Raw genomic sequence first — 24,262 nt, 5'->3', positions numbered from 1 at the left:
TGCTGACGCGGGCCAACGGTGATCGCGCCTGTCAGGTTTGACAGTAGACCGGTACCTTCAATTGCGCGACGCTTGGATCCAATCATGCTTCGCCTGACGGGCGTGGGGACAACCCGGAGGCAATACTCACCAACAAGGATCGTTATGAACAATCAAGCCATGGGCCGGCACCTGCCGCGCGACACAGAAGGCATCTATCCGTTCGCCGGACTTCCGGTACGGCTGGGCTTCCCATCCTGCCAGGACTTTCAGATTATCCACGACGAACGTGGCATGGCCACGGCGGTGGTCGCGCGTCGCGAATTTCTGCGTATCAGCCGAATGTGCCGGGTTTCCGGGCAATTGCTGCCCTATCGCTGTCGACAGACCCGTCAGCTGCAAACCGGCATACACGTTTACGATCCGCGCTTTTGCGGGGTGCTGGAACACGCCTGCGACCCGAATGTATTTCTCGACATGAGCGAATTGTGGCTGTGGGCCTTGAAAGATATCCACAGCGGCGAACATCTGAGCATCGATTACGCATCGACCGAAGACAAACTGCTACGCCAGTTCGCCTGCGATTGCGGCTCGTCGCGCTGCCGTGGGTGGATCACCGGTTACGACGAACCACCCACGCCTGAAGGCCAGCGCTTTTTACAGCGCTGGCGGCATCCAGGCCGTAACTGAACGCCGCGGTTACGGGGCGCCGACCGGACGTAAGCGGTATTGCGGCGGCAACTGTTCGAAACCGCTTATGGTGGTATTGAGACTTTTCCAGCGGCCGTCCTTGATCCCGTAGATGCAGCCGTGGATCGACAGCGGCTGTCCGCGATGCCAAGCGTTCTGGATGATGCTGGTATGCGCGACGTTGGCCACTTGCTGGATCACGTTGAGTTCGCACATGCGATCGACCTGCTCTTCTTCGGTCGCCAGCTTGGCCAGTTCTTCGCGTTTCTCGTAGTACAGGTCGCGGATCGAGCGCAGCCAGCCGTCGATCAGGCCGAACTGGCGATCCTGCATCGACGCGCGCACGCCGCCGCAGCCGTAGTGGCCGGTGACGAGGATGTGTTTGACCTTGAGCACATCCACCGCGTACTGGATCACCGAGAGGCAGTTGAGGTCGGTGTGCAGCACGACGTTGGCGACGTTGCGGTGTACGAACAGATCGCCCGGCAACATCCCGACGATTTCGTTGGCCGGTACGCGCGCGTCGGAGCAGCCGATCCATAGATATTCCGGGGTCTGCTGGCGCGCCAGTTTGGCGAAGAAGTCCGGGTCTTCCTTGGTGATCGCGTCAGCCCAACGCTCGTTGTTATCAATCAGGTCTTGTAGATCGTGCATGGATAAGGCCTCAAGAAAGATGCGCAGGTTTGATAGACGACCACCCGTCGAAGTCACGCCGCCAGCGCAAGTGTTTTCGTTGGAATTCTCGCGCGCCTGGTGAGTCCACTCAGTAAGGCCCACAGTATGAGGAATTGCCATGACTGATTCACGACGCCCTTATGATGCGGTGCAACCGGAACCCATCGACGATAACGAAGACCGCATGGGCTCGGTGCACGAGCTGGATTTCGACGACGAAGAGCCCAGCGCGAAGATCGGCGATGAGCTGCCCGAGCGTGAACGCGAACAATTGATGCCGGCTGAGCGAGTGCGTGAGGCGGGTATGACCGGGGCTTCGGTGGATGATCATCAGCCGACCGACGACGACCTGAGCCCGGAAACGTTGATTCGCGAGGACGGCGCGCGCGATGCCGATGAACTCGGCGAGGGCAATCCGGCGGATTGGGATTTGAGCGAGGTCAGTGAAACCGACATCGGCGGCGGTGACGGGCTGGATGAAGCGGAACTGGCGAATCTGGATCCGCTGGATGGCAAGCGCTGACCCGCTGACTTGAAATTCGCCCCCTGTAGGAGCTGCCGAGGGCTGCGATCTTTTGATTTTGCTTTGGATCTTACAAAAACAGGATCAAAAGATCGCAGCCTTCGGCAGCTCCTACAGGCCTAATCCACCAAGGTACAGGCCATCACCACCGCATCCTCACGCCCACCCACCGCCGGGTAATAATCGCGACGCCGGCCGATCTCGTTGAAGCCATACCGCTCATACAACTTGAAAGCAGCAGTATTGCTGTCGCGCACTTCGAGAAAGCACTCCCGCGCTTCAGCCGCATACGCCCGCGACATCAAATGCTCAAGCAACGTCAGGCCCAACCCGCGCCCCTGATTTTCCGGTTTGACCGTGATATTGAGCAGGTGCGCCTCATCAAGAATGATCTGCACCACGCCATGGCCAACCTGTTGCTGGCCTTCGAACATCAGCCAGATCTGGTATTTGCCCAGGCCATCGAGAAAAATCCCCCGGGTCCACGGATGGCTGTACGCGGCGTATTCGATCTTCAACACAGCGTCCAGATCCGCCTCGGTCATCGGGCGAAAGGTTACAGCCTCACTCATCGGATTGTTTCCAGCGCGCCATCAGCCGACGCATGGCTTGCCACACAGCGGCCTTGCGCTGTGGCTCTTCCATTAACAGTTCCAGACCGGGAATCGCCCAGGCCAGGCCCAGACCTTCGATCTGCAATTCACTATTGAACGCTTCGGCGTCCGCTTCCCCGGCAAACTTCAGCGCCGGCAGGCCGATCAGCCACAGACAGGCGCAGGGCGCCGCTTCCATCTGCACCGAGAGGAAACCCTGCACGAAGTCGCGCGCCGCTTCCGGGCCTTGATCCAGCGTGCCGCGATTGAGCCACGGCCAGCGCACAGGTTCACCGACGATTTGCGGCGCATCCGGCAAACCGGCGGCGCGCAGCATATCCTTGAGCAGCAGGTAGGCCGGATCGCGACTTTGAAACGCTTCGCCTGTGGGTAACTCGACCAGCAGCAAGCAACGCCCGGCGCGCAGCAGTTGCAGGGCAAAACGCGGCGGCGGCACTGGCGCAGGCTTGACCACCACCGGCGTCTCGTCGATCTCTTCCACCGGTTTGGCGCCGTTGCGGGTACTGGCCAGCGACGGACGCGGCACCTCGATTTTCGGTCGCTCGGCCTGACGCGCGGCAGGCTGCGCCGGTGCTTCGGCCTGAGGCGCCGGAGCAACCGGTACCTCGAGCTCGGGCTCGGGCATCTCCAGCAGCTCGGGCCGCGACGGTGCGGCGAAAGGCAGTTCGGTACGCGGCAGCCAGTTGACCACCTGCATGGCGTTCAAATAGGCGCGGCGGCGGGACTCGATAAGCAAAGGTCGGCCACTTGTGGATAACGGAAAGTGCGCTGATTCTACCGCCCTTCGCGCAAGATCGCTTGCTGTTGATTGACAGCCTGCGCTGCACCGCGCCGCTGCGCTTTGGGCAAAGAATGCGACAGCCCGTCCCGAGAGTGAATCGCCGCGCCTGTGATGCAGTACAATCGCCGCTTTTAATCGCCAACCAGCCGGCCATTCCGATGATCGAACCCAAGCGCGTCTTGCGCGCCCTCGCTGAACACTGGGCACTTCTGGAGCCACTGTGCGAGCACTTCGACCAAGGCACCCTGAGCCTCAACGAACTGCGCACGCAACTGGCCGCCCAACAACTCGATAGCACGCCGCAGGACATCACCAGCCTGCTCGACGTGTGGATTCGCCTCGATATTCTGGTTCCGGTGGCGAAAAGCCCGAACCGTTTCGAGCTCAACGCGCAGATCCACGACTTCCTCGCCTACCTGCGCCGCGAACACCGCCTCGGTCTGTGCCTGGAAATCGAAGCCTATTTGCGTCACCTTGAGCGTCTGGCCGGTTATATCCAGGACGCTTTCGACGTTCGTGACGGCAACGATCTGGCGCGCCAGCTGCGCTTGCTCGACATGCGCGTGCGCGACGTACTGAAGAAACTCGACAACGACGAACAGGCGCTGGTGGCCGTGGCCGAGCGCGCGAAGACCAGCGACCGGCAGATTCCGCTGCGTCAGCGTTACGCCGAAGTCCTGGCGACGTGGGACGAATACGTCGAGCCGATGATCGATCTGGTCAACGCCGATGGCGCCTTCGAACAAGGCGTGCGCAAGGTCGAAACCGTGCTGCTGAAGATGCTCAGCGAACAGCAGCGCCTCGGCCATCTGGTCGATGACGACATGCTCCTGCGCACCCACGCGCGCATCCTCGAAATGCAGACCAGCGCGCAACTGACCCTGCGCCATGCCCGCGAACTGCTGCTGCCATTGCGTGAAGAAGCGCGTCGGCATAACGCCGTGACCCGTGGCGCCGCACTGGCGCTGGCGGCGATCCGGCGTAAAGGCATCGACGCCGTGCCGCAAGCGGCGATGCCACTGTTCACCCGCCCGCAAAGCACCTTCCTGGGCAGCGCCAGTCAGGTCGAAGCCTACGTCTACGCGCTGGCGCGTTTCGAGCCGAAGCCGGCGCGCTTCCCCAAGGCGCACAAAACCCAGAAGGCTGGCGACGCCCCACGTGCACCGCGCACCGTGCGCGAGATGGTCGATCGTTGCGAAGAGTCCCTGCCGATGCCGGACCTGATGACCTGGCTGCTGGAGCAGGAACCGGACGGCGCCACCGACGAATTGCTTTACTGGTTCTCGCGCCTGTCGCGGGAAAAACGCTTCAAGCGCGAGCGTCTGGAACGCCGCGAATACCATACTCACGAGCACCAGGTCAGCCTGCGCTCCTTCGCCCTGCTCTCGGCCAGCGATACCGCCGCCGAGGATTCTGCGAGCATCCCAAATGCATCTTGATCTTTCCGAACTGTCGCAACTGGCGCCGATCTTCCGCGAGTTGTTCAAGGGTTACCACGTCAGCCGCCGTGATCCTGAGCTGTACGCACAACTGTCGAATTTCCAGGACCAGTACCGCACGCTGTTCAAGGCGCTGGGCTTTGAACTGGTCTGCGACACCCGTGGTTTCTACTATTTCGTGCCGGACATGGCCGCCGCAGCGGTGAACAAGACCGCCCAGCGTCTGGCGCTGTTCACCTTCATCCTCGTTGAGCACCTGGCCGATCAGGGCCGCGACCCGATTGCCGTGCTCGACGGCGGCAGCCTCGGCCGCGAAGAGTTGCCGTTGCTGCTGGACAAGTACCGCGACCTGTTCATCCAGGCCGAAGTGCAGACTGTTGAAGAACTCGAAGAAAAGATCATGCGCCGCATGACCCAGCTCGGTTTTGCCGGCGAAGAAAACGGCGTCTACCGCTTCCTGCCGCCGATGCACCGTTTCCTCGACGTGTGCCTGTCGGTACAACAGGACCGCGACCTTGCAGCCAGCGTGCACAGCGTTCTGCCGCTGCCGGCACCGGTGCTGATCGACGAAGAAGCCGAAGCGAAATTCCTCGAAACCGACGATCCGCTCGATCTTTCCGAATTTGAAGAAGAAAGCGAAGAAGACGCACTGGCCCGCGCCATTGCCGAAGAACAGGAGTCCGATGCATGAGCCAGGAACGCTACGGCATCCGCCGCTTTGCCCTTTTGAACACCGCCGGTTACAGCCTCGGTCTGTTTCCGCTGGAAGAACCGCTGTCGGTTTACGGCGCGAACAACCTCGGCAAGTCGGCGTCGATCAACGCTTTGCAGTTCCCGATTCTGGCACGCATGTCGGACATGAGTTTCGGCAAGTACAGCCTCGAACAATCGCGGCGCTTCTACTTCGCCTCCGACACCAGTTACATCCTCGTCGAAGTCAACCTGCCCCACGGCCCCCACGTGATCGGCGTGGTCGGTCGCGGCCCGGGCGGCGGTTTCGGTCACCAGTTCTTCGCTTACGCCGGCAAGCTCGATCTGGCGCATTACCAGAAAAACGACACCTGCCTGCGCCAGAAAGAACTGTTCAGCAATCTGGAAAAAGAAGGCCTGAAAGCCTACGAACTCAAGCCGGATGAACTGCGCCGCTTGCTGGTTGGCGGCCATACGTCGATCCCGCTCGACCTGACGCTGATCCCGCTGCGCTCCACCAGCGAGCAGAGCCTGAAGACCTTCCGCGCGCTGTTCATCAACCTGCTGCACATGCGCGAAATCACCGCGGCCAAGCTCAAGCAACTGTTCCTCGATGCTTTCGAACACAGCTTGCGTTCCGGCAGCGTCGACTACATTGCTGCCTGCGAAGAAGCCTTCCGCGATGTGCGGCGCATGGAGCAGGACTACAACTCGCTGGTCGCTGCCGGCCCGTTGGTTGAAGCGCTGGCCAACGGCGTGAAACAGCGCGATGTGCTGCGCGGCAAACTGCATCGCCTGTCGCCGCTGCTCGATTCCTTGCTCGGCACCTGGTCGGACTACGCCACGGCGCGCAAGGAAGAGCTGACCATCCAGGCCGAGCACTATCGTCGCGAGCAGGACGATCTGCAGAACGATCAACGCGGTGGTACTCAGGAACTGATGCGTCTGGAGCGGGAAATTTCCGGCATCCAGCGCTGGCTCGGCGAGTTGTCGGTGCTGAAGAACCGCTTTGCCCTGGTCGATGACGTCAAAGTGCTAGAGCAACAATTGCTCGCCGCCAAGGATGCACACGACGAACTGGCCGGTGCCTTGGCGCAGTCGCGTCAGTTCAGCGCCGAAGATCTGGAAGAGCGTCTGCGCGATCTGGAAAAACGCCTGAAGTCGGTGAAGCAACAACTCGATCACGCTGATAACAACAGCTACGCCCGCCTGCGCGAAGAGTTCTCGCAACAGGACGTCGAGCGTCTGATGCGTCTGTTCAATAGCGCGCTGTTCAGCCTGCCGCTGGGCGAACATGGCATCACCCTCGACGAGAACGGTGAGTGGGTCAAATCCGTGGAGCTGATTCTTGATGGCTTCAAGGGCGAGCGCTTCGAAGTGCCGGGCCTGTCGATCGACATCTCGCACATTGAGCCGCCCGCCTTGCAGGCGCTGGCTGACCGCGCCGCGTTGCGCGATCAGAAAGAGCGTCTGGAAAAAGAGCTCAAGCAACTGAAAACCCAGCAGGCCGTGGCCGCCGACCGCGCCGCGAGCAAGACCCAGACCGAAGCGCTGTACCAGCAGGTGCTGGACGCACAGAAGGCGCTGGAAGATTTCCGTCGCACCCAGACCCTGAGCGCCGAAGAAAGCGACAAGCTTGAGCAACTGGCGCAGATGGAAGCCGCGCAGGACGAACTCAAGCGCTCCAGCGATGCGTTCACCGAGCGCGTCCAGCAACTGTCGGCCAAGCTGCAACTGGTCGGCCGTCAGATCGCCGACATGGAAGCCAAGCAACGCACGCTCGACGATGCGCTGCGTCGTCGTCAGTTGCTGCCGGCGGATCTGCCGTTCGGCACGCCGTTCATGGATCCGGTCGATGATTCGATGGACAACCTGCTGCCGCTGCTCAACGATTATCAGGACAGCTGGCAGGGCCTCCTGCGTGCCGATGGCCAGATCGAAGCGCTGTACGCGCAGGTGCGTCTGAAAGGTGTGGCCAAGTTCGACAGCGAAGATGATATGGAGCGGCGTCTGTCGTTGCTGATCAACGCTTACGCGCACCGCACCGATGAAGCCCTGACCCTCGGCAAGGCGCGGCGCGCGGCGGTCACCGACATCGCCCGCACTCTGCGCAACATCCGCAGCGATTACGACAGCCTCGAGCATCAACTGGCGCTGTTCAACCGCGAGATCAACAAGCGGCAGGTTTCCAACCTGCAGAGCTTCCGCATCGTCCTCGCACCAAACAAGGAAGCGCTCAAGCACATCGACCAGATCATCCACAGCGCCGGGCAGTATGAGGAAGGCGAAACCCTGTCGGTGTTTGACCTCAGCCAGAGCGCCGAGCAGGACAACAAGAACGAAGAGGCCAAGGAATATCTGGCGCGGCTGGTGGCAGCGAACCACAACCAGCTCGGCCTCAAGGATTTGTTCGAACTGGCTTTCGAGATCACCAAGGTCAACGGCCAACCGGTGATCCACACCGACATCGACGGCGCGGCCTCCAACGGTACGACCATGACCATCAAGGCGCTGACCAACATGTACTTGTTGCTGCATTTGATGGATCGCGATCTGGCCGGTCGCGTGCGTCTACCGTACTACCTCGACGAGGCGGCGGATATCGACGAGAAGAACCAGGCGGCGCTGCTTGAAACCAGTCTGCAACTGGGCTTCGTGCCGATTCTGGCGAGCGTGAAGCCGCAGGTCTGCGCCAGTGTCGCGATCGACCTGGAAGGCGGCAGCGGCCCGGCCGGGATCTACATCGATGAAGCGGACTGGAAGTACATCCGCCGCCATGATGTGGTCAAGGCCACGCTGAATGTGCAGGCGGATGAGCCGGAGCTGGATGCGGTTTGATCGGCGGTAGCTGAAGCAAAAAAAGGGCCGCGATCTGATGAGATCGCGGCCCTTTTTTATGGTCTGGATTTTGTGTTGATGTGGCTGGCCCCTTCGCGAGCAGGCTCGCTCCCACAATTGGAATGCGTTCCCCTGTGGGAGCGAGCCTGCTCGCGAAGGCTATTCAATAGGCGCCACTACTTACCCAGCTGAATCTTCGGCGCCCAGGTCAGCCATTCATCCTCGAACTTGTCGAACAACGGGAACGTCTGCTCGGCTCGCGCCGGATTGCCCATGCGCTCGCCATCCGGGGTGGCGAAGGCAATCCCGCCCTGAATCAGTGTCTCCAGCGACTCGGTGCGCACCGTCACGCCCTTGAACAACCCATAATCGAAGCCCACGCCGCTGGTGTTCCAGAAGCGGCTGCCACTACGCACCAGTGGCGCGTACTTCGGCTCGATCAGGATGTGCACCAACACACGGTCAGCTGTCTGGCCCAATTCATAACCGGTCACCTTTCCGACGGTGATCTCACGGTAAGTCACTGGAACGCCGGGCTTCAAGGAACCGCGACGTGCGGCGCTCAACACCAGACTCAGACCCGCTTCCTGCCTGGTGACTTCCGGCGCTTCGGCCAAGGCAACGAAGTTCTTCTGCGGGCCGAGATTCTTCGCCGCCGGCTGGACTTCGATGTATTTGCCAGTGACCAGCGTTTCCAGATTCTGCGTCTTGATCAAACCCAGTTCCGGCTTGACCACCCAGAATTGACTGCCGACTCGCGCAATCTTCTCCGGCACTTCGGTGATGCGGGCGGTGAGGATCACCGACTGCATGTCATCGGTCAGATCGACGCTTTCAATCTTGCCTACGTCCAACCCCTTGAAACGCACTGGCGTACCGCTGCTCAAACCGTCGGCGCGATCGACTTTGATGGTAACGACTGCACCTTTCTTGTTCGCCTCATCGTGATCGGCGAACAGACGGAAGCGCGGGATACGTTTCTTCAACGGCGCATTGGCTTGCGGCGTTTCGAACGCGATACCGCCGGCCATCAGCGTTTGCAAAGATTCACTCTTGACCTGAATGCCGCCGGTCAAGCCACCCGTGAGGGTAATGCCGCTGACGTTCCAGAAGCGCGTCGAGGCGTTGACCAAGTTTTCGTATTCCTTCTCGATGTGCACGCCGATGACCAGCTGCTTCTTGGTTCGGGAGAACTGGTAGCTCTGCACCGAACCGACCTTGACCTGCTTGTACAGAATCGGACTGCCGACATCGATCGAACCCAGCGAATCGGTAAACAACACCAGATGCAGGCCCGGCGAACGCAGATCCAGCGGTGGTGCTTTCGGTCGCGCCTCGAATTCGCGTTTCGGCGCAGCGCCTTTGTCGCCCGGACGCACGGCGATGTAGTTACCTTTCACCAGCGCTTCCAGGCCGGTAATACCGGCAAGGGATATCGACGGTTTGACCACCCAGAACTGCGTGCCCTCAACCAGATAGTCTTCGGCCAACGGATCGAGGGTCAGCTCGGCTGTTGCACTGTTCAGGTCCGGATCGACTTTGAGCGCTTTCAGGTTGCCGACCTGAATGCCTTTGTACATCACCGGCGTGCGACCGGCTTGCAGGCCCTCGAAATCGCTGAGTTTGACCTTCACGCGAATGCCGGCAGCGGCAGCGTCGAAGTCTTCATAGAGACGGAATGGCAGGCTCGGGTCGGTCGCCGGACTGTCCTTGCGATTCTCCGGCGTCGCGAACGCGATACCACCGGCGACGATGCTGGCCAGGGATTCACTGCGCACTTTCACGCCGGACAGGTTAGCGTCGATGCTGATGCCGCTGGCGTTCCAGAAACGAGTATGTTTGCGCACCAGTTTGGCGTAGGTAGGCTCAATGAACACCTTAAGTTCAACGGTGCTCTGATCCTCGGACAGCACGTAGCTTTTGACCTGACCGACCTTGATCTGTTTGTAGAACACCGGGCTGCCGCGATTCAACGAGCCTAGGCGATCGGCCTTGATGGTCAGGTGCAGACCGGGCTTGGCGTCGGACAGCGGCGGTTCTTCGGCGAGTGCCTTGAACTTGCGCACCGGCTCGCCTTCACCGGGACTGATGGCGACATAGTTACCCGAGACCAATGTTTCCAGACCGGTGATACCGGCCAGGGTCACGCTCGGTTTGACCAGCCAGAACCGCGTGCTGGTCTTCAGGTACTGCTCAACATCCTTGTTCATCTCGATGGTGGCGATCACCCCTTTCGAGTTGCCCTCATCGTCGAGCTTGAGCGTCTTGACCTTGCCGACCGGCATGCCTTTGTAGACCACTTCAGTCTTGTTGGCCTGGATGCCTTCGCCGCTTTCGAAGCGCACCTGAATTTCGATACCGGTCTCGGAATAAGCACGCCAGCCGAGCCAGCCGCCGATGATCAGCGCGATCAGAGGCAGCACCCAAATGGCCGACCAGTTCGAAGCCGGTCGGGTTTTCGCTACAGGCAAATCAGTCATGGTCGTCGTCCGACTCCGTGTTATCCCAAATCAGTCGGGGATCGAAAGTTACTGCGGCGAGCATCGTCAGAATCACCACAGAGGCGAAGGCGACGGCGCCCAGATTGGCTTCGACACTGGCTATCCGGCCGAAGTTGACGACCGCCACGAGAATGGCGATCACAAAAATATCGAGCATCGACCAGCGGCCGATGAACTCGATGAATCGATACATCCAGATGCGCTGACGGGCCGACAATGGCTGCCGGCGCTGCACGGAAAACAGCAACAATGCGATGCCGACCAGTTTGAACGTGGGCACCAGAATGCTGGCGATGAACACCACGGTGGCGATCGGGATCATGCCGTGCTGAACCAGTTCAATCACCCCAGACATGATAGTGCTCGGTTCACCCTGGCCCAGAGAACTGACCGTCATGATCGGCAAGACATTCGCCGGAACATAGATAATGGCTGCCGTGATCAACAGCGCCCAGGTGCGGGTCAAGCTGTTGGGGCGGCGAGCGTGAACCTGCGCGCCGCAGCGGGTACAGCTCTGCTCGTCGACGTCAGCTTCCTGCTTGTTCAGCTCGTGGCATTCGGTGCACACCAGAATGCCCGCATCAATCGCCCGCATGGGCATCCTCTCCTGATAATGCCTGCCAGATCTGATGCGGTGACATCACCACCTCCAGCCAGACTTGCACCAATAACAAGCCAATGAAACATGCCAGCCCGAGGCCGACGGTAATTGCTGCCATATCCGCCAGCTTCACGATCGCGACAAGCACGCCCATGAGGTAGACCTCGAGCATGCCCCAGTCTCTGAGGTGGTGGTAAATACGATAGAGCAACAAGCCATAACTACGGCTGACATTGAAGCGGATCGTCAGTAGGACAAACAGCTGGCACAACAACTTCAGTAACGGTATGGCCATGCTGCAAAGGAAGACGACGATCGACACACCTTGCATGTCGGTGCTGAACAGGCCAACTACGCCACTCCAGACCGTATCCTGCGAGGATTGCCCGAGGATATTGAGTTGCATGATGGGTAAAAAGTTTGCCGGCACGTAAAGTAATAACGCGGCAATCACCAGGGCGAGGCTGCGCTGCACCACGTTATGGCGATGGGCGTACAACTCATAACCACAACGCGGGCAGAGTGCTTTCTCACCATGGGCAAGTGTCGGCTTGCGCATCAGCAGGTCGCACTCGTGGCAGGCTATCAAGTCTTCCAGCGGTAAATCTGACAGCCCGGGGGCGTCAACCGATTCTGACATACAGGCTCTGGCTCCGATAAAGATGGGGCTATTCTAGTGTTCTGCTTCGAAAATAACTGTGCAATTTTGTTCGCCATAGCGCTGAAACTTTCTCGCAGGCAAAACAAAACCCCAACTGCTTTCGCAATTGGGGTTTCGGAATTTAATCTTGACGATGACCTACTCTCACATGGGGAAACCCCACACTACCATCGGCGATGCATCGTTTCACTGCTGAGTTCGGGATGGGATCAGGTGGTTCCAACGCTCTATGGTCGTCAAGAAATTCGGGTACTGACTCGTGACCAGATGGCCTCGCTTCAGCAAATTGGGTATGTGACAGCTAGGTGTTTGTGAATTTCGAACTTTCGGTTCGTTTCGTCTTCACACACCGCAATCTGGTGCCTTTTCAGGTCAGCAAATTGCTTGGGTGTTATATGGTCAAGCCTCACGGGCAATTAGTATTGGTTAGCTCAACGCCTCACAGCGCTTACACACCCAACCTATCAACGTCGTAGTCTTCGACGGCCCTTCAGGGAACTCAAGGTTCCAGTGAGATCTCATCTTGAGGCAAGTTTCCCGCTTAGATGCTTTCAGCGGTTATCTTTCCCGAACATAGCTACCCGGCAATGCCACTGGCGTGACAACCGGAACACCAGAGGTTCGTCCACTCCGGTCCTCTCGTACTAGGAGCAGCCCCTCTCAAATCTCAAACGTCCACGGCAGATAGGGACCGAACTGTCTCACGACGTTCTAAACCCAGCTCGCGTACCACTTTAAATGGCGAACAGCCATACCCTTGGGACCGGCTTCAGCCCCAGGATGTGATGAGCCGACATCGAGGTGCCAAACACCGCCGTCGATATGAACTCTTGGGCGGTATCAGCCTGTTATCCCCGGAGTACCTTTTATCCGTTGAGCGATGGCCCTTCCATACAGAACCACCGGATCACTAAGACCTACTTTCGTACCTGCTCGACGTGTCTGTCTCGCAGTCAAGCGCGCTTTTGCCTTTATACTCTACGACCGATTTCCGACCGGTCTGAGCGCACCTTCGTACTCCTCCGTTACTCTTTAGGAGGAGACCGCCCCAGTCAAACTACCCACCATACACTGTCCTCGATCCGGATAACGGACCTGAGTTAGAACCTCAAAGTTGCCAGGGTGGTATTTCAAGGATGGCTCCACGCGAACTGGCGTCCACGCTTCAAAGCCTCCCACCTATCCTACACAAGCAAATTCAAAGTCCAGTGCAAAGCTATAGTAAAGGTTCACGGGGTCTTTCCGTCTAGCCGCGGATACACTGCATCTTCACAGCGATTTCAATTTCACTGAGTCTCGGGTGGAGACAGCGCCGCCATCGTTACGCCATTCGTGCAGGTCGGAACTTACCCGACAAGGAATTTCGCTACCTTAGGACCGTTATAGTTACGGCCGCCGTTTACCGGGGCTTCGATCAAGAGCTTCGCGTTAGCTAACCCCATCAATTAACCTTCCGGCACCGGGCAGGCGTCACACCCTATACGTCCACTTTCGTGTTTGCAGAGTGCTGTGTTTTTAATAAACAGTCGCAGCGGCCTGGTATCTTCGACCGGCATGAGCTTACGGAGCAAGTCCTTCACCCTCACCGGCGCACCTTCTCCCGAAGTTACGGTGCCATTTTGCCTAGTTCCTTCACCCGAGTTCTCTCAAGCGCCTTGGTATTCTCTACCCAACCACCTGTGTCGGTTTGGGGTACGGTTCCTGGTTATCTGAAGCTTAGAAGCTTTTCTTGGAAGCATGGCATCAACCACTTCGTCACCCAAAGGGTAACTCGTCATCAGCTCTCGGCCTTAAGATCCCGGATTTACCTAAGATCTCAGCCTACCACCTTAAACTTGGACAACCAACGCCAAGCTGGCCTAGCCTTCTCCGTCCCTCCATCGCAATAACCAGAAGTACAGGAATATTAACCTGTTTTCCATCGACTACGCTTTTCAGCCTCGCCTTAGGGACCGACTAACCCTGCGTCGATTAACGTTGCGCAGGAAACCTTGGTCTTTCGGCGTGGGTGTTTTTCACACCCATTGTCGTTACTCATGTCAGCATTCGCACTTCTGATACCTCCAGCAAGCTTCTCAACTCACCTTCACAGGCTTACAGAACGCTCCTCTACCGCATCACCCGAAGGTGATACCCGTAGCTTCGGTGTATGGTTTGAGCCCCGTTACATCTTCCGCGCAGGCCGACTCGACTAGTGAGCTATTACGCTTTCTTTAAAGGGTGGCTGCTTCTAAGCCAACCTCCTAGCTGTCTAAGCCTTCCCACATCGTTTCCCACTTAACCATAACTTTGGGACCTTAGCTGACGGTCTGGGTTGTTTCCCTTTTCACGACGGACGTTAGCACCCGCCGTGTGTCTCCCATGCTCGGCACTTGTAGGTATTCGGAGTTTGCATCGGTTTGGTAAGTCGGGATGACCCCCTAGCCGAAACAGTGCTCTACCCCCTACAGTGATACATGAGGCGCTACCTAAATAGCTTTCGAGGAGAACCAGCTATCTCCGAGCTTGATTAGCCTTTCACTCCGATCCACAGGTCATCCGCTAACTTTTCAACGGTAGTCGGTTCGGTCCTCCAGTCAGTGTTACCTAACCTTCAACCTGCCCATGGATAGATCGCCCGGTTTCGGGTCTATTCCCAGCGACTAGACGCCCTATTAAGACTCGCTTTCGCTACGCCTCCCCTATTCGGTTAAGCTCGCCACTGAAAATAAGTCGCTGACCCATTATACAAAAGGTACGCAGTCACAGAACAAAGTCTGCTCCCACTGCTTGTACGCATACGGTTTCAGGATCTATTTCACTCCCCTCTCCGGGGTTCTTTTCGCCTTTCCCTCACGGTACTAGTTCACTATCGGTCAGTCAGTAGTATTTAGCCTTGGAGGATGGTCCCCCCATATTCAGACAAAGTTTCTCGTGCTCCGTCCTACTCGATTTCATGACCAAGAGATTTTCGCGTACAGGGCTATCACCCACTATGGCCGCACTTTCCAGAGCGTTCCGCTAATCTCAAAGCCACTTAAGGGCTAGTCCCCGTTCGCTCGCCACTACTAAGGGAATCTCGGTTGATTTCTTTTCCTCAGGGTACTTAGATGTTTCAGTTCCCCTGGTTCGCCTCTTGCACCTATGTATTCAGTACAAGATAACCATCTTATGATGGCTGGGTTCCCCCATTCAGACATCTCCGGATCAAAGTCTGTTTGCCGACTCCCCGAAGCTTTTCGCAGGCTACCACGTCTTTCATCGCCTCTGACTGCCAAGGCATCCACCGTATGCGCTTCTTCACTTGACCATATAACCCCAAGCAATCTGGTTATACTGTGAAGACGACATTCGCCGAAAATTCGAATTTCTCAACTAAGAGAACTCACAAATTTTACCTTAGCCTGATCCGTTACCAGTGAAAGTAACGTTCAGTCTATCTTTCTATCACATACCCAAATTTTTAAAGAACGATCTAATCAAAAGACTAGAAATCAATATTCAGCTCGAATATTCATTTCTAAACTCTCAAACTTCGAAGCAGTTTATGGTGGAGCCAAGCGGGATCGAACCGCTGACCTCCTGCGTGCAAGGCAGGCGCTCTCCCAGCTGAGCTATGGCCCCATAACAAAATTGGTGGGTCTGGGCAGATTCGAACTGCCGACCTCACCCTTATCAGGGGTGCGCTCTAACCAACTGAGCTACAGACCCAATTTCGAGCTTGTAACTGTTAGCTCAGAGCTATCAGCTTGGAGCTTAAAGCTGCTTCTATCGTCTTCTTCAATGAATCAAGCAATTCGTGTGGGAGCTCATGCAGCAGCTGATGTCGTCGATTAAGGAGGTGATCCAGCCGCAGGTTCCCCTACGGCTACCTTGTTACGACTTCACCCCAGTCATGAATCACACCGTGGTAACCGTCCCCCCGAAGGTTAGACTAGCTACTTCTGGTGCAACCCACTCCCATGGTGTGACGGGCGGTGTGTACAAGGCCCGGGAACGTATTCACCGCGACATTCTGATTCGCGATTACTAGCGATTCCGACTTCACGCAGTCGAGTTGCAGACTGCGATCCGGACTACGATCGGTTTTATGGGATTAGCTCCACCTCGCGGCTTGGCAACCCTTTGTACCGACCATTGTAGCACGTGTGTAGCCCAGGCCGTAAGGGCCATGATGACTTGACGTCATCCCCACCTTCCTCCGGTTTGTCACCGGCAGTCTCCTTAGAGTGCCCACCATTACGTGCTGGTAACTAAGGACAAGGGTTGCGCTCGTTACGGGACTTAACCCAACATCTCACGACACGAGCTGACGACAGCCATGCAGCACCTGTCTCAATGTTCCCGAAGGCACCAATCCATCTCTGGAAAGTTCATTGGATGTCAAGGCCTGGTAAGGTTCTTCGCGTTGCTTCGAATTAAACCACATGCTCCACCGCTTGTGCGGGCCCCCGTCAATTCATTTGAGTTTTAACCTTGCGGCCGTACTCCCCAGGCGGTCAACTTAATGCGTTAGCTGCGCCACTAAGAGCTCAAGGCTCCCAACGGCTAGTTGACATCGTTTACGGCGTGGACTACCAGGGTATCTAATCCTGTTTGCTCCCCACGCTTTCGCACCTCAGTGTCAGTATCAGTCCAGGTGGTCGCCTTCGCCACTGGTGTTCCTTCCTATATCTACGCATTTCACCGCTACACAGGAAATTCCACCACCCTCTACCATACTCTAGCTTGCCAGTTTTGGATGCAGTTCCCAGGTTGAGCCCGGGGATTTCACATCCAACTTAACAAACCACCTACGCGCGCTTTACGCCCAGTAATTCCGATTAACGCTTGCACCCTCTGTATTACCGCGGCTGCTGGCACAGAGTTAGCCGGTGCTTATTCTGTCGGTAACGTCAAAATTGCAGAGTATTAATCTACAACCCTTCCTCCCAACTTAAAGTGCTTTACAATCCGAAGACCTTCTTCACACACGCGGCATGGCTGGATCAGGCTTTCGCCCATTGTCCAATATTCCCCACTGCTGCCTCCCGTAGGAGTCTGGACCGTGTCTCAGTTCCAGTGTGACTGATCATCCTCTCAGACCAGTTACGGATCGTCGCCTTGGTGAGCCATTACCTCACCAACTAGCTAATCCGACCTAGGCTCATCTGATAGCGCAAGGCCCGAAGGTCCCCTGCTTTCTCCCGTAGGACGTATGCGGTATTAGCGTTCCTTTCGAAACGTTGTCCCCCACTATCAGGCAGATTCCTAGGCATTACTCACCCGTCCGCCGCTGAATCCAGGAGCAAGCTCCTTTCATCCGCTCGACTTGCATGTGTTAGGCCTGCCGCCAGCGTTCAATCTGAGCCATGATCAAACTCTTCAGTTCAAACATCTTTGGGTTTTTAAGAAACCCTAAACTTGGCTCAGCAATCGTTGGTTACATCTTTGATTTCTCGCGGAGTAACTTGTGATGCTGATAATCTTGTTGACTATCAGTCTGACTGCACAAGCACCCACACGAATTGCTTGATTCAGTTGTTAAAGAGCGGTTGGTTAAGATCTTTCGTCTCAACCGAGGCGCGCATTCTACAGCAGCCTCATTTGCTGTCAAGTGATTATTTTCAGAAGTTTTCGAAGAATTCTTCAACAACTTCAACCACTTGCGCTTCCGATCTCTCGTTAGCGGGAGGCGAATTCTACAGCGTTAATCGCTGCTGTCAACACCTCTTTTTCTCCACTTTCGACCGAGAAGATCGAACCGTTAAAAGAGCTACACATCGCTGCTCTTTCAACTCCTCCCAGGCCTCGATGATCTGAAGCAAGCCGCTGTCGAAAACCGCATAACTCTTTGAATCTCAAGGAGTTTTCCGTTTCGACTGCGCCGGAAGTGGGGCGAATTATAGACCTCTGGAATCTGCCGTCAACCGTTAATTTCGCTTTTCTTGCAGATTCTGCTTTTTACCCAGTAAACGCGGGATTCGTCTCATCACCGGCGGTAGACGAAGCAGCAAAAGCACACCACCTATAAAGGCATAAATCGCCCACTCCTCCAGATCAGCCCGCACGATCCAGAGCATATGCAGCAAACCCAGCCCAAGTATCACGTAAACCAAGCGATGCAGCTTCTTCCAGCGAGCACCCAAACGACGCTGACTATAACGATTCGACGTCACTGCCAGTATCAGCAATCCGAGAAAGCCCAGTGCACCGACAATAATGTAAGGCCGCTTGCGTAGCTCAACACCCAACTGCGACCAGTCGAACCCAAGGATAAACGCCATATAGCTGAACAGATGCAGCGTCACATAAGCAAAACACCAAAGCCCTAACTGCCGGCGCACTGCAATCCACCCCGCCCAGCCGCTCAGCTTTTGCAACGGCGTCATGCTCAGCGTAATCAACAGCAACACCAGCGTGCCAAGCCCGAGACGATCAACCAGCACCTTGCCCGGATCAGGCCCGAGCAGATCGGCGAACGCCTGATAGAACCACAGCAATGGCCAGATCGCTGCCGCAATGAACACGCCCACTCGCCAGAACGGATAACGCATCAGTAGTTCTTCCGCAGATCGAGCCCTGTATATAAAGAAGCGACTTCATCCGAGTAGCCGTTGAACATCTGGGTATCGCGCACATTCGGTTTGAACAGACTGTTCGGCAGGCGCCGCTCGCGCGCCTGGGTCCAGCGCGGATGATCGACCGTAGGGTTCACGTTCGCATAAAAGCCATACTCATCGGCAGCAATGCTTTGCCAAGTGGTCTTCGGCTGCTCGCTGACCAGACTGATGCGCACAATGGATTTCACGCTTTTGAAGCCGTACTTCCACGGCACCACCAGACGCAAAGGCGCGCCGTTCTGGTTCGGCAGTTCGCGTCCATACATGCCCACCGCCAGAATCGCCAAAGGATTCATCGCCTCATCCAGACGCAAGCCTTCGACGTACGGCCAGTCGATCAAGGCAAAACCGGAGCGCTGGCCGGGCATGCTCTTGGGATCTTGCAGGGTTTCAAAGCGGATGTACTTGGCCTTGGAAGTCGGCTCGACCTGCTTGAGCAAGGCCGAGATGGGAAAGCCGATCCAGGGAATGACCATCGACCACGCCTCGACGCAGCGCAGACGATAAATACGTTCCTCCAGTTGATACGGTTTCATGAAGTCTTCCAGCGCATAACGCCCCGGCTTACCCACCTCCCCGTCAATCACCACGCTCCAGGGTTCGGTTTTCAGGTCGCCAGCGTTCCTCGCGGGATCGCCCTTGCCGGTACCGAATTCATAAAAGTTGTTGTAGTTCGTGGCGTCTTTATAAGGCGTGATCGCCTCGTCCTTGACGTTGACCGCACCCCATTGAGTAGAAGGAAGCTTTTCGGCAAACCAGGCCGGAGCCTTGCCGGATTCAACATCAGAGTAGCGAGGGGCATCAGCGGCACTGGCCCAGCGTGGCAGGCTGCTCACGGCAATACCGGCAGCAGTGGCGCCGAGCAATTGGCGACGGGAGAGATAAATGGCTTCAGGCGTGACATCCGACTCATGGCAGTCGGATGCTTTGGGGATCTTGATCAACATGACAACTCCGCAGCTTTGGAGGACAGGTGCACCCATAGACTGCGGAGTATGCGGGAAATTACATCACTCGGCGTTTTTGTGACGACGAAGACGCAATAGATACTGTACCGGACCGGACGCCGCATAGGCGAGGAACACCAGCAGCAGAATGCGCGGCGGATCACTGAACACGACAGCGAATACCAGCACCACCGCCAGGATCGCCACGAACGGCACGCGACCTTTGAGATCCAGCTCCTTGAAGCTGTTGTACTTGATGTTGCTGACCATCAGCATGCCGGCCGCCGCCACCATCAACGCCACCAGGAACGACATCTTCGAACCCTGAATGCCGTAATCGCTGAACGCCCAGACAATGCCGGCCACAACGCCTGCCGCCGCCGGGCTGGCCAGACCGATGAAGTAACGTTTGTCCGCCGTGCCAACCTGGGTGTTGAACCGCGCCAGACGCAACGCCGCACCCGCTACATAAATGAAAGCGACCATCCAGCCGACCTTACCCATATCGCCCAACGCCCAGCCGAAGGCCAGCAATGCCGGCGCGACACCGAAGGCGACCATGTCCGACAGCGAGTCATACTCGGCGCCGAAAGCACTTTGCGTATTGGTCATGCGCGCTACGCGACCATCGAGACCGTCGAGCACCATCGCCACGAAAATCGCGATCGCAGCGAAGGCGAAATACTTGCTCGCATTCACCGAGTCGCCGGCGCTCAACGCGGCCTGCGCGCTCATCGAGTTGATGATGGAATAGAAGCCTGCGAACAGGTTGGCGGTGGTGAACAGGTTCGGCAGCAGATAGATACCACGATGCCGGACTTTACGACCTTCGGCGTCGTGCCCTTCTTCGATGTGTTCATCGATGGGCAGCAGGCTTTCGGCGTCGGAAGCCTTGTTCGGCTCTTCGGGACGTTCGCTCATGGACATTACCTTGCAACGGTTTGGAAAAAATTCGACAGAGGCTTGAGGACGACAGTTCGGCCACAAACGATGCAGCTTTATACCAGAAGCACCGGCCCAAACGAAAAAACGCGGCCTAGGCCGCGTTTTTCGTACAAGGGACGACGACTTAGTTTTTGGCTTTGTCGACGATCTTGTTGGCACCGATCCACGGCATCATGGAGCGCAGTTGCTCGCCGATGATTTCGATACCGTGAGCGGCGTTGTTACGACGCTTGGCGGTCATCGAAGGGTAGCCGGTTGCGCCTTCGCTGATGAACATTTTGGCGTATTCGCCGTCCTGAATACGTTTCAGGGCGTTGCGCATGGCCTGACGGGATTCGGCGTTGATCACTTCCGGGCCAGTCACGTACTCGCCGTACTCGGCGTTGTTGGAGATCGAGTAGTTCATGTTGGCGATACCGCCTTCGTACATGAGGTCAACGATCAGCTTCAGTTCGTGCAGGCACTCGAAGTAGGCCATTTCCGGCGCGTAGCCAGCTTCAACCAGGGTTTCGAAACCGGCTTTTACCAGTTCAACGGTACCACCGCACAGAACGGCTTGTTCGCCGAACAGGTCGGTTTCGGTCTCATCCTTGAAGGTGGTTTCGATGATGCCGGTACGACCGCCACCGACGCCAGCGGCGTAGGACAGCGCTACGTTTTTGGCATTGCCCGAAGCGTCCTGGTAGATCGCGATCAGGTCAGGGATACCGCCGCCTTTGACGAACTCGGAACGCACGGTGTGGCCCGGGGCTTTCGGCGCGATCATGATCACGTCGAGGTCGGCACGCGGAACAACCTGGTTGTAGTGAATCGCGAAGCCGTGGGAGAAGGCCAGAGTGGCGCCTTTCTTGATGTTCGGCTCGATTTCGTTCTTGTACAGCGAGGACTGGAACTCGTCCGGGGTCAGGATCATGACCAGGTCGGCAGCGGCAACAGCGGAAGCCACGTCGGTCACTTTCAGGCCGTGAGCTTCGGCTTTGGCAACGGTGGCCGAACCTTTACGCAGACCGACGGTAACGTCGACACCGGAGTCTTTCAGGTTGCACGCCTGAGCGTGGCCCTGGGAGCCGTAACCGATGATGGCAACTTTCTTGCCCTGGATGATCGACAGGTCGCAGTCTTTATCGTAGAAAACTTTCATGAATTTCCCCTTATATCCGGCCGTTCAGGCCATGCGCTAATTTGGTTTAGATGCTGAGAACTTTGTCGCCGCGAGCAATGCCGGTCACGCCGCTACGGACGGTTTCCAGAATCGATGCGGTGCCGATGGACTGAATGAAGCTGTCGAGCTTGTCGCTGGTACCGGTCAATTGAACGGTATACACGCTGGCGCTGACGTCGACGATCTGTCCACGGTAGATATCGGTGGTGCGTTTGATCTCGGCGCGCTGGGCGCCAGTGGCCTTGACCTTGACCAGCATCAGTTCACGCTCGATGTGAGCGCTTTCCGACAGGTCCACCAGCTTGACCACTTCGATCAGCTTGTTCAGGTTTTTGGTGATCTGCTCGATCACTTCATCGTGGCCCACGGTGGTCAGCGTCAGACGCGACAGGGTCGGGTCTTCGGTCGGCGCCACGGTCAGGCTTTCGATGTTGTAGTTGCGCTGCGAGAACAGACCGACTACACGAGACAGAGCGCCGGGTTCGTTTTCCAGAAGCAGGGAAATAATGTGCCGCATGATTAAGTACGCTCCGTCTTGCTCAGCCACATATCGCGCATGGAGCCGTCTTTGATCTGCATCGGGTAGACGTGCTCGCTGGTGTCGACCGCAACATCGATGATCACCAGGCGATCCTTCATGGCGAACGCTTCGGCCATCTTCGACTTCAAATCTTTCGATTCGGTGATGCGTACGCCCACATGGCCGTAGGCTTCAGCCAGCTTGATGAAGTCAGGCAGCGATTCCATGTAGGAGTGCGAGTGACGGCTGCCGTAGCTCATGTCCTGCCACTGGCGAACCATGCCCAGCACACCGTTGTTGAGGATGACGATCTTTACCGGCAAGCCGTATTGCAGGCAGGTCGACAGCTCCTGGATGTTCATCTGGATACTGCCTTCGCCGGTGACGCAGGCAACGTCGTCGTCCGGAAAGCTCAGCTTGATGCCCATCGCTGCTGGCAGACCGAAGCCCATCGTGCCCAGACCACCGGAGTTGATCCAGCGGTTAGGCTTGTTGAACGTGTAGTACTGCGCAGCGAACATCTGGTGCTGACCCACGTCGGAGGTCACAAAGGCGTCGCCCTTGGTCACTTCGCAGAGGGTTTCGATCACGGTCTGCGGTTTGATCTTGCTGCCGTCGCCCTTTTCATAAGGGAACAGGCCGCGATCGCCACGCCATTCATCGACCTGCTTCCACCAACTGGCCACGGAATCCTTGTTCGGGGTCTCGCCGATTTCCTTGAGGATCGCGACCATTTCGGTCAGGACGCTCTCGACCGGACCCACGATTGGCACGTCAGCCTTGATGGTCTTGGAGATCGACGCCGGGTCGATGTCGATGTGGATGATCTTGGCGTTCGGGCAGAATTTCGCCGGGCCGTTGATCACCCGATCGTCGAAGCGTGCGCCGACGGCGAGGATCACATCGGCATGGTGCATCGCCAGGTTCGCGGTGTAGCTGCCGTGCATGCCGAGCATGCCGATGAACTGACGGTCAGTGCCAGGGAAAGCGCCCAGACCCATCAAGGTGTTGGTCACCGGCAGGTTGAGCATTTTCGCCAGCTCGGTCAGTTGCGCGGAGCCATTGCCGAGAATCACGCCGCCGCCGGAGTACAGCACCGGGCGCTTGGCCGCCAACAACATTTCTGCCGCCTTGCGGATCTGCCCGGAGTGACCGCGAACGGCCGGGCTGTAGGAACGCAGCTTGGCTTTCTTCGGGAAAACGTATTCGAATTTCTCGGCCGGATTGGTCATGTCTTTCGGGATGTCGACCACGACCGGGCCAGGACGACCGGATTGCGCCAGGTAGAAGGCCTTCTTCATGACTTCCGGGATTTCCGATGCGTGCTTGATCATGAAGCTGTGCTTCACGATCGGCCGGGAGATACCGATCATGTCGGTTTCCTGGAACGCGTCGGTGCCGACCATGGTGCTTGGCACCTGACCGGAAATGATCACCATCGGAATCGAGTCCATATAGGCGGTGGCGATACCGGTGATGGCGTTTGTGGCGCCTGGACCGGATGTCACCAATACCACGCCGGCTTTACCGGTGGCACGGGCGTAGCCGTCAGCCATATGGGTAGCCGCTTGTTCGTGACGAACCAGGATGTGGGTCACTTCCGGTTCTTTGAACAGGGCATCGTAAACATGCAGGAGAGCACCACCCGGGTACCCGTAGATATATTTGACGCCTTCGTCACGCAAAAAGCGGACGAGCATCTCACCGCCAGATAAAAGCTCCACGTTGTTCACCTCTAAAACGCCAGAATACCGTCCACAAAAAAGGGGCGGGTCTTAATAGGTTTACTTCTCGGCAGAGCATGAGCGACGGTGGTCGCCGACTACGTCAGCACTGACTGAGCAAGTATTGGGATCGTCCCAAGTGTTGCGGGCCTTTCCCACCCAGCGCGAGGTAACGCGTTGCGGGTGTAACAGGTCGGCGCGGATGTGCGCCTCATGATCTACCGAGTGGGTCTGCTTCTGGCAGTCCCTCTACAGCGGACTTTGGATTCTTCTGTTTCGCCCTCTGCAAGTCAAGTCGTCTGTGGGGTTAATTGTGGGTAAGCACATGAGAACGCAAGAAAAAACCTGAAAAGCGCTACTCTGTTAGCGTCAATTGCGCATTTTTGCCAAG

The 24,262-nt window shown here is 57.2% G+C and carries 17 protein-coding genes, 2 tRNA genes and 3 rRNA genes; 5 read left to right on the top strand and 17 right to left on the bottom strand.

The features are described 5' to 3' along the window. Nucleotides 1–144 precede the first annotated feature (144 nt). Nucleotides 145–669: an SET domain-containing protein gene (locus ACV8MC_RS11150; RefSeq protein ID WP_110646141.1), complete on the top strand. Its 525-nt coding sequence runs from the start codon at nt 145–147 to the stop codon at nt 667–669. Nucleotides 670–678: 9 nt separating this feature from the next. Here the strand turns inward: ACV8MC_RS11150 and can are convergent, their stop codons facing one another. Further along, nucleotides 679–1,323 (bottom strand): carbonate dehydratase, encoded by a 645-nt coding sequence (can, locus tag ACV8MC_RS11145; RefSeq protein ID WP_039761245.1) that lies wholly within the window; start codon nt 1,321–1,323, stop codon nt 679–681. Nucleotides 1,324–1,462: 139 nt separating this feature from the next. Between can and ACV8MC_RS11140 the strand changes: the two genes are divergently transcribed. Further along, nucleotides 1,463–1,867, top strand: coding sequence for a serine kinase/phosphatase (locus tag ACV8MC_RS11140; protein WP_457265281.1), 405 nt, complete (start codon nt 1,463–1,465; stop codon nt 1,865–1,867). Between the two features lie 119 nt (nt 1,868–1,986). On the opposite strand, the gene rimI is transcribed toward ACV8MC_RS11140, so the two are convergent. Further along, nucleotides 1,987–2,439 (bottom strand): ribosomal protein S18-alanine N-acetyltransferase, encoded by a 453-nt coding sequence (gene rimI / locus ACV8MC_RS11135; RefSeq protein ID WP_039761243.1) that lies wholly within the window; start codon nt 2,437–2,439, stop codon nt 1,987–1,989. Continuing rightward, complete coding sequence (locus tag ACV8MC_RS11130; protein WP_056790344.1) at nt 2,432–3,178, bottom strand: hypothetical protein; 747 nt, start codon at nt 3,176–3,178, stop codon at nt 2,432–2,434. Before ACV8MC_RS11130 ends, rimI begins: the two co-directional genes overlap by 8 nt. A 242-nt stretch (nt 3,179–3,420) precedes the next feature. On the opposite strand from ACV8MC_RS11130, the gene mksB reads away from it, so the two are divergent. From mksB to mksF, 3 genes are read left to right on the top strand one after another with little or no spacing between them, the layout of a single operon-like run. Further along, nucleotides 3,421–4,701 (top strand): Mks condensin complex protein MksB, encoded by a 1,281-nt coding sequence (gene mksB / locus ACV8MC_RS11125; protein ID WP_160768349.1) that lies wholly within the window; start codon nt 3,421–3,423, stop codon nt 4,699–4,701. Beyond that, entirely contained in the window at nt 4,691–5,392 is a 702-nt protein-coding gene (gene mksE, locus ACV8MC_RS11120) for an Mks condensin complex protein MksE (RefSeq protein WP_457265278.1), read from the top strand. The genes mksB and mksE overlap by 11 nt, the downstream gene beginning before the upstream one ends. Next, entirely contained in the window at nt 5,389–8,229 is a 2,841-nt protein-coding gene (gene mksF / locus ACV8MC_RS11115) for an Mks condensin complex protein MksF (RefSeq protein WP_041480021.1), read from the top strand. The genes mksE and mksF overlap by 4 nt, the downstream gene beginning before the upstream one ends. 176 nt (nt 8,230–8,405) lie before the next feature. Here the strand turns inward: mksF and ACV8MC_RS11110 are convergent, their stop codons facing one another. The 14 genes from ACV8MC_RS11110 to ACV8MC_RS11045 all read right to left on the bottom strand — a co-directional run bounded on the left by ACV8MC_RS11110 (nt 8,406) and on the right by ACV8MC_RS11045 (nt 23,871). Then, a complete protein-coding gene (locus tag ACV8MC_RS11110) occupies nt 8,406–10,709 on the bottom strand; it encodes a PqiB family protein (RefSeq protein WP_041480022.1) in 2,304 nt (767 codons plus the stop codon). Further along, nucleotides 10,702–11,325 (bottom strand): paraquat-inducible protein A, encoded by a 624-nt coding sequence (locus ACV8MC_RS11105; RefSeq protein WP_056790346.1) that lies wholly within the window; start codon nt 11,323–11,325, stop codon nt 10,702–10,704. Before ACV8MC_RS11105 ends, ACV8MC_RS11110 begins: the two co-directional genes overlap by 8 nt. Continuing rightward, nucleotides 11,312–11,971 carry a paraquat-inducible protein A gene (locus ACV8MC_RS11100; protein WP_150741809.1) on the bottom strand — a complete coding sequence of 220 codons (660 nt, stop codon included), beginning with the start codon at nt 11,969–11,971 and terminating at the stop codon, nt 11,312–11,314. The genes ACV8MC_RS11105 and ACV8MC_RS11100 overlap by 14 nt, the downstream gene beginning before the upstream one ends. A gap of 146 nt (nt 11,972–12,117) precedes the next feature. Further along, nucleotides 12,118–12,233, bottom strand: a 5S ribosomal RNA gene (gene rrf / locus ACV8MC_RS11095). Nucleotides 12,234–12,387: 154 nt separating this feature from the next. Further along, nucleotides 12,388–15,281, bottom strand: a 23S ribosomal RNA gene (locus ACV8MC_RS11090). A 238-nt stretch (nt 15,282–15,519) separates the two neighbouring features. Next, nucleotides 15,520–15,595 (bottom strand) — tRNA-Ala (locus ACV8MC_RS11085). A 10-nt stretch (nt 15,596–15,605) separates the two neighbouring features. Next, nucleotides 15,606–15,682, bottom strand: a tRNA-Ile gene (locus ACV8MC_RS11080). A gap of 123 nt (nt 15,683–15,805) precedes the next feature. Then, a 16S ribosomal RNA gene (locus tag ACV8MC_RS11075) occupies nt 15,806–17,342 on the bottom strand. Together the 16S, 23S and 5S rRNA genes with 2 tRNA genes alongside form the textbook arrangement of a ribosomal RNA operon. Nucleotides 17,343–17,883: 541 nt before the next feature. Next, nucleotides 17,884–18,507: a protein-methionine-sulfoxide reductase heme-binding subunit MsrQ gene (msrQ, locus tag ACV8MC_RS11070; protein ID WP_252878896.1), complete on the bottom strand. Its 624-nt coding sequence runs from the start codon at nt 18,505–18,507 to the stop codon at nt 17,884–17,886. Then, the gene (msrP, locus tag ACV8MC_RS11065) at nt 18,507–19,520 is read right to left on the bottom strand and encodes a protein-methionine-sulfoxide reductase catalytic subunit MsrP (RefSeq protein WP_024014317.1); all 1,014 of its coding nucleotides are present in this window, start codon (nt 19,518–19,520) and stop codon (nt 18,507–18,509) included. The genes msrQ and msrP overlap by 1 nt, the downstream gene beginning before the upstream one ends. A gap of 63 nt (nt 19,521–19,583) precedes the next feature. Beyond that, nucleotides 19,584–20,441 (bottom strand): CDP-diacylglycerol--serine O-phosphatidyltransferase, encoded by an 858-nt coding sequence (gene pssA, locus ACV8MC_RS11060; RefSeq protein ID WP_016773182.1) that lies wholly within the window; start codon nt 20,439–20,441, stop codon nt 19,584–19,586. Nucleotides 20,442–20,589: 148 nt separating this feature from the next. Then, complete coding sequence (gene ilvC, locus ACV8MC_RS11055; protein WP_003228216.1) at nt 20,590–21,606, bottom strand: ketol-acid reductoisomerase; 1,017 nt, start codon at nt 21,604–21,606, stop codon at nt 20,590–20,592. Between the two features lie 46 nt (nt 21,607–21,652). Beyond that, on the bottom strand, nt 21,653–22,144 hold the full coding sequence (ilvN, locus tag ACV8MC_RS11050; protein ID WP_003176102.1) for an acetolactate synthase small subunit: 492 nt from the start codon (nt 22,142–22,144) through the stop codon (nt 21,653–21,655). A 2-nt stretch (nt 22,145–22,146) separates the two neighbouring features. Continuing rightward, entirely contained in the window at nt 22,147–23,871 is a 1,725-nt protein-coding gene (locus ACV8MC_RS11045) for an acetolactate synthase 3 large subunit (protein WP_252876901.1), read from the bottom strand. Nucleotides 23,872–24,262: the final 391 nt, after the last annotated feature.

The sequence above is a fragment of the Pseudomonas sp. PK-RTE-24 genome, from assembly GCF_054052265.1.
The sequence above is the reverse complement of the archived record's forward strand: the minus strand, read 5'-3'. Positions and strand labels throughout refer to the sequence as shown.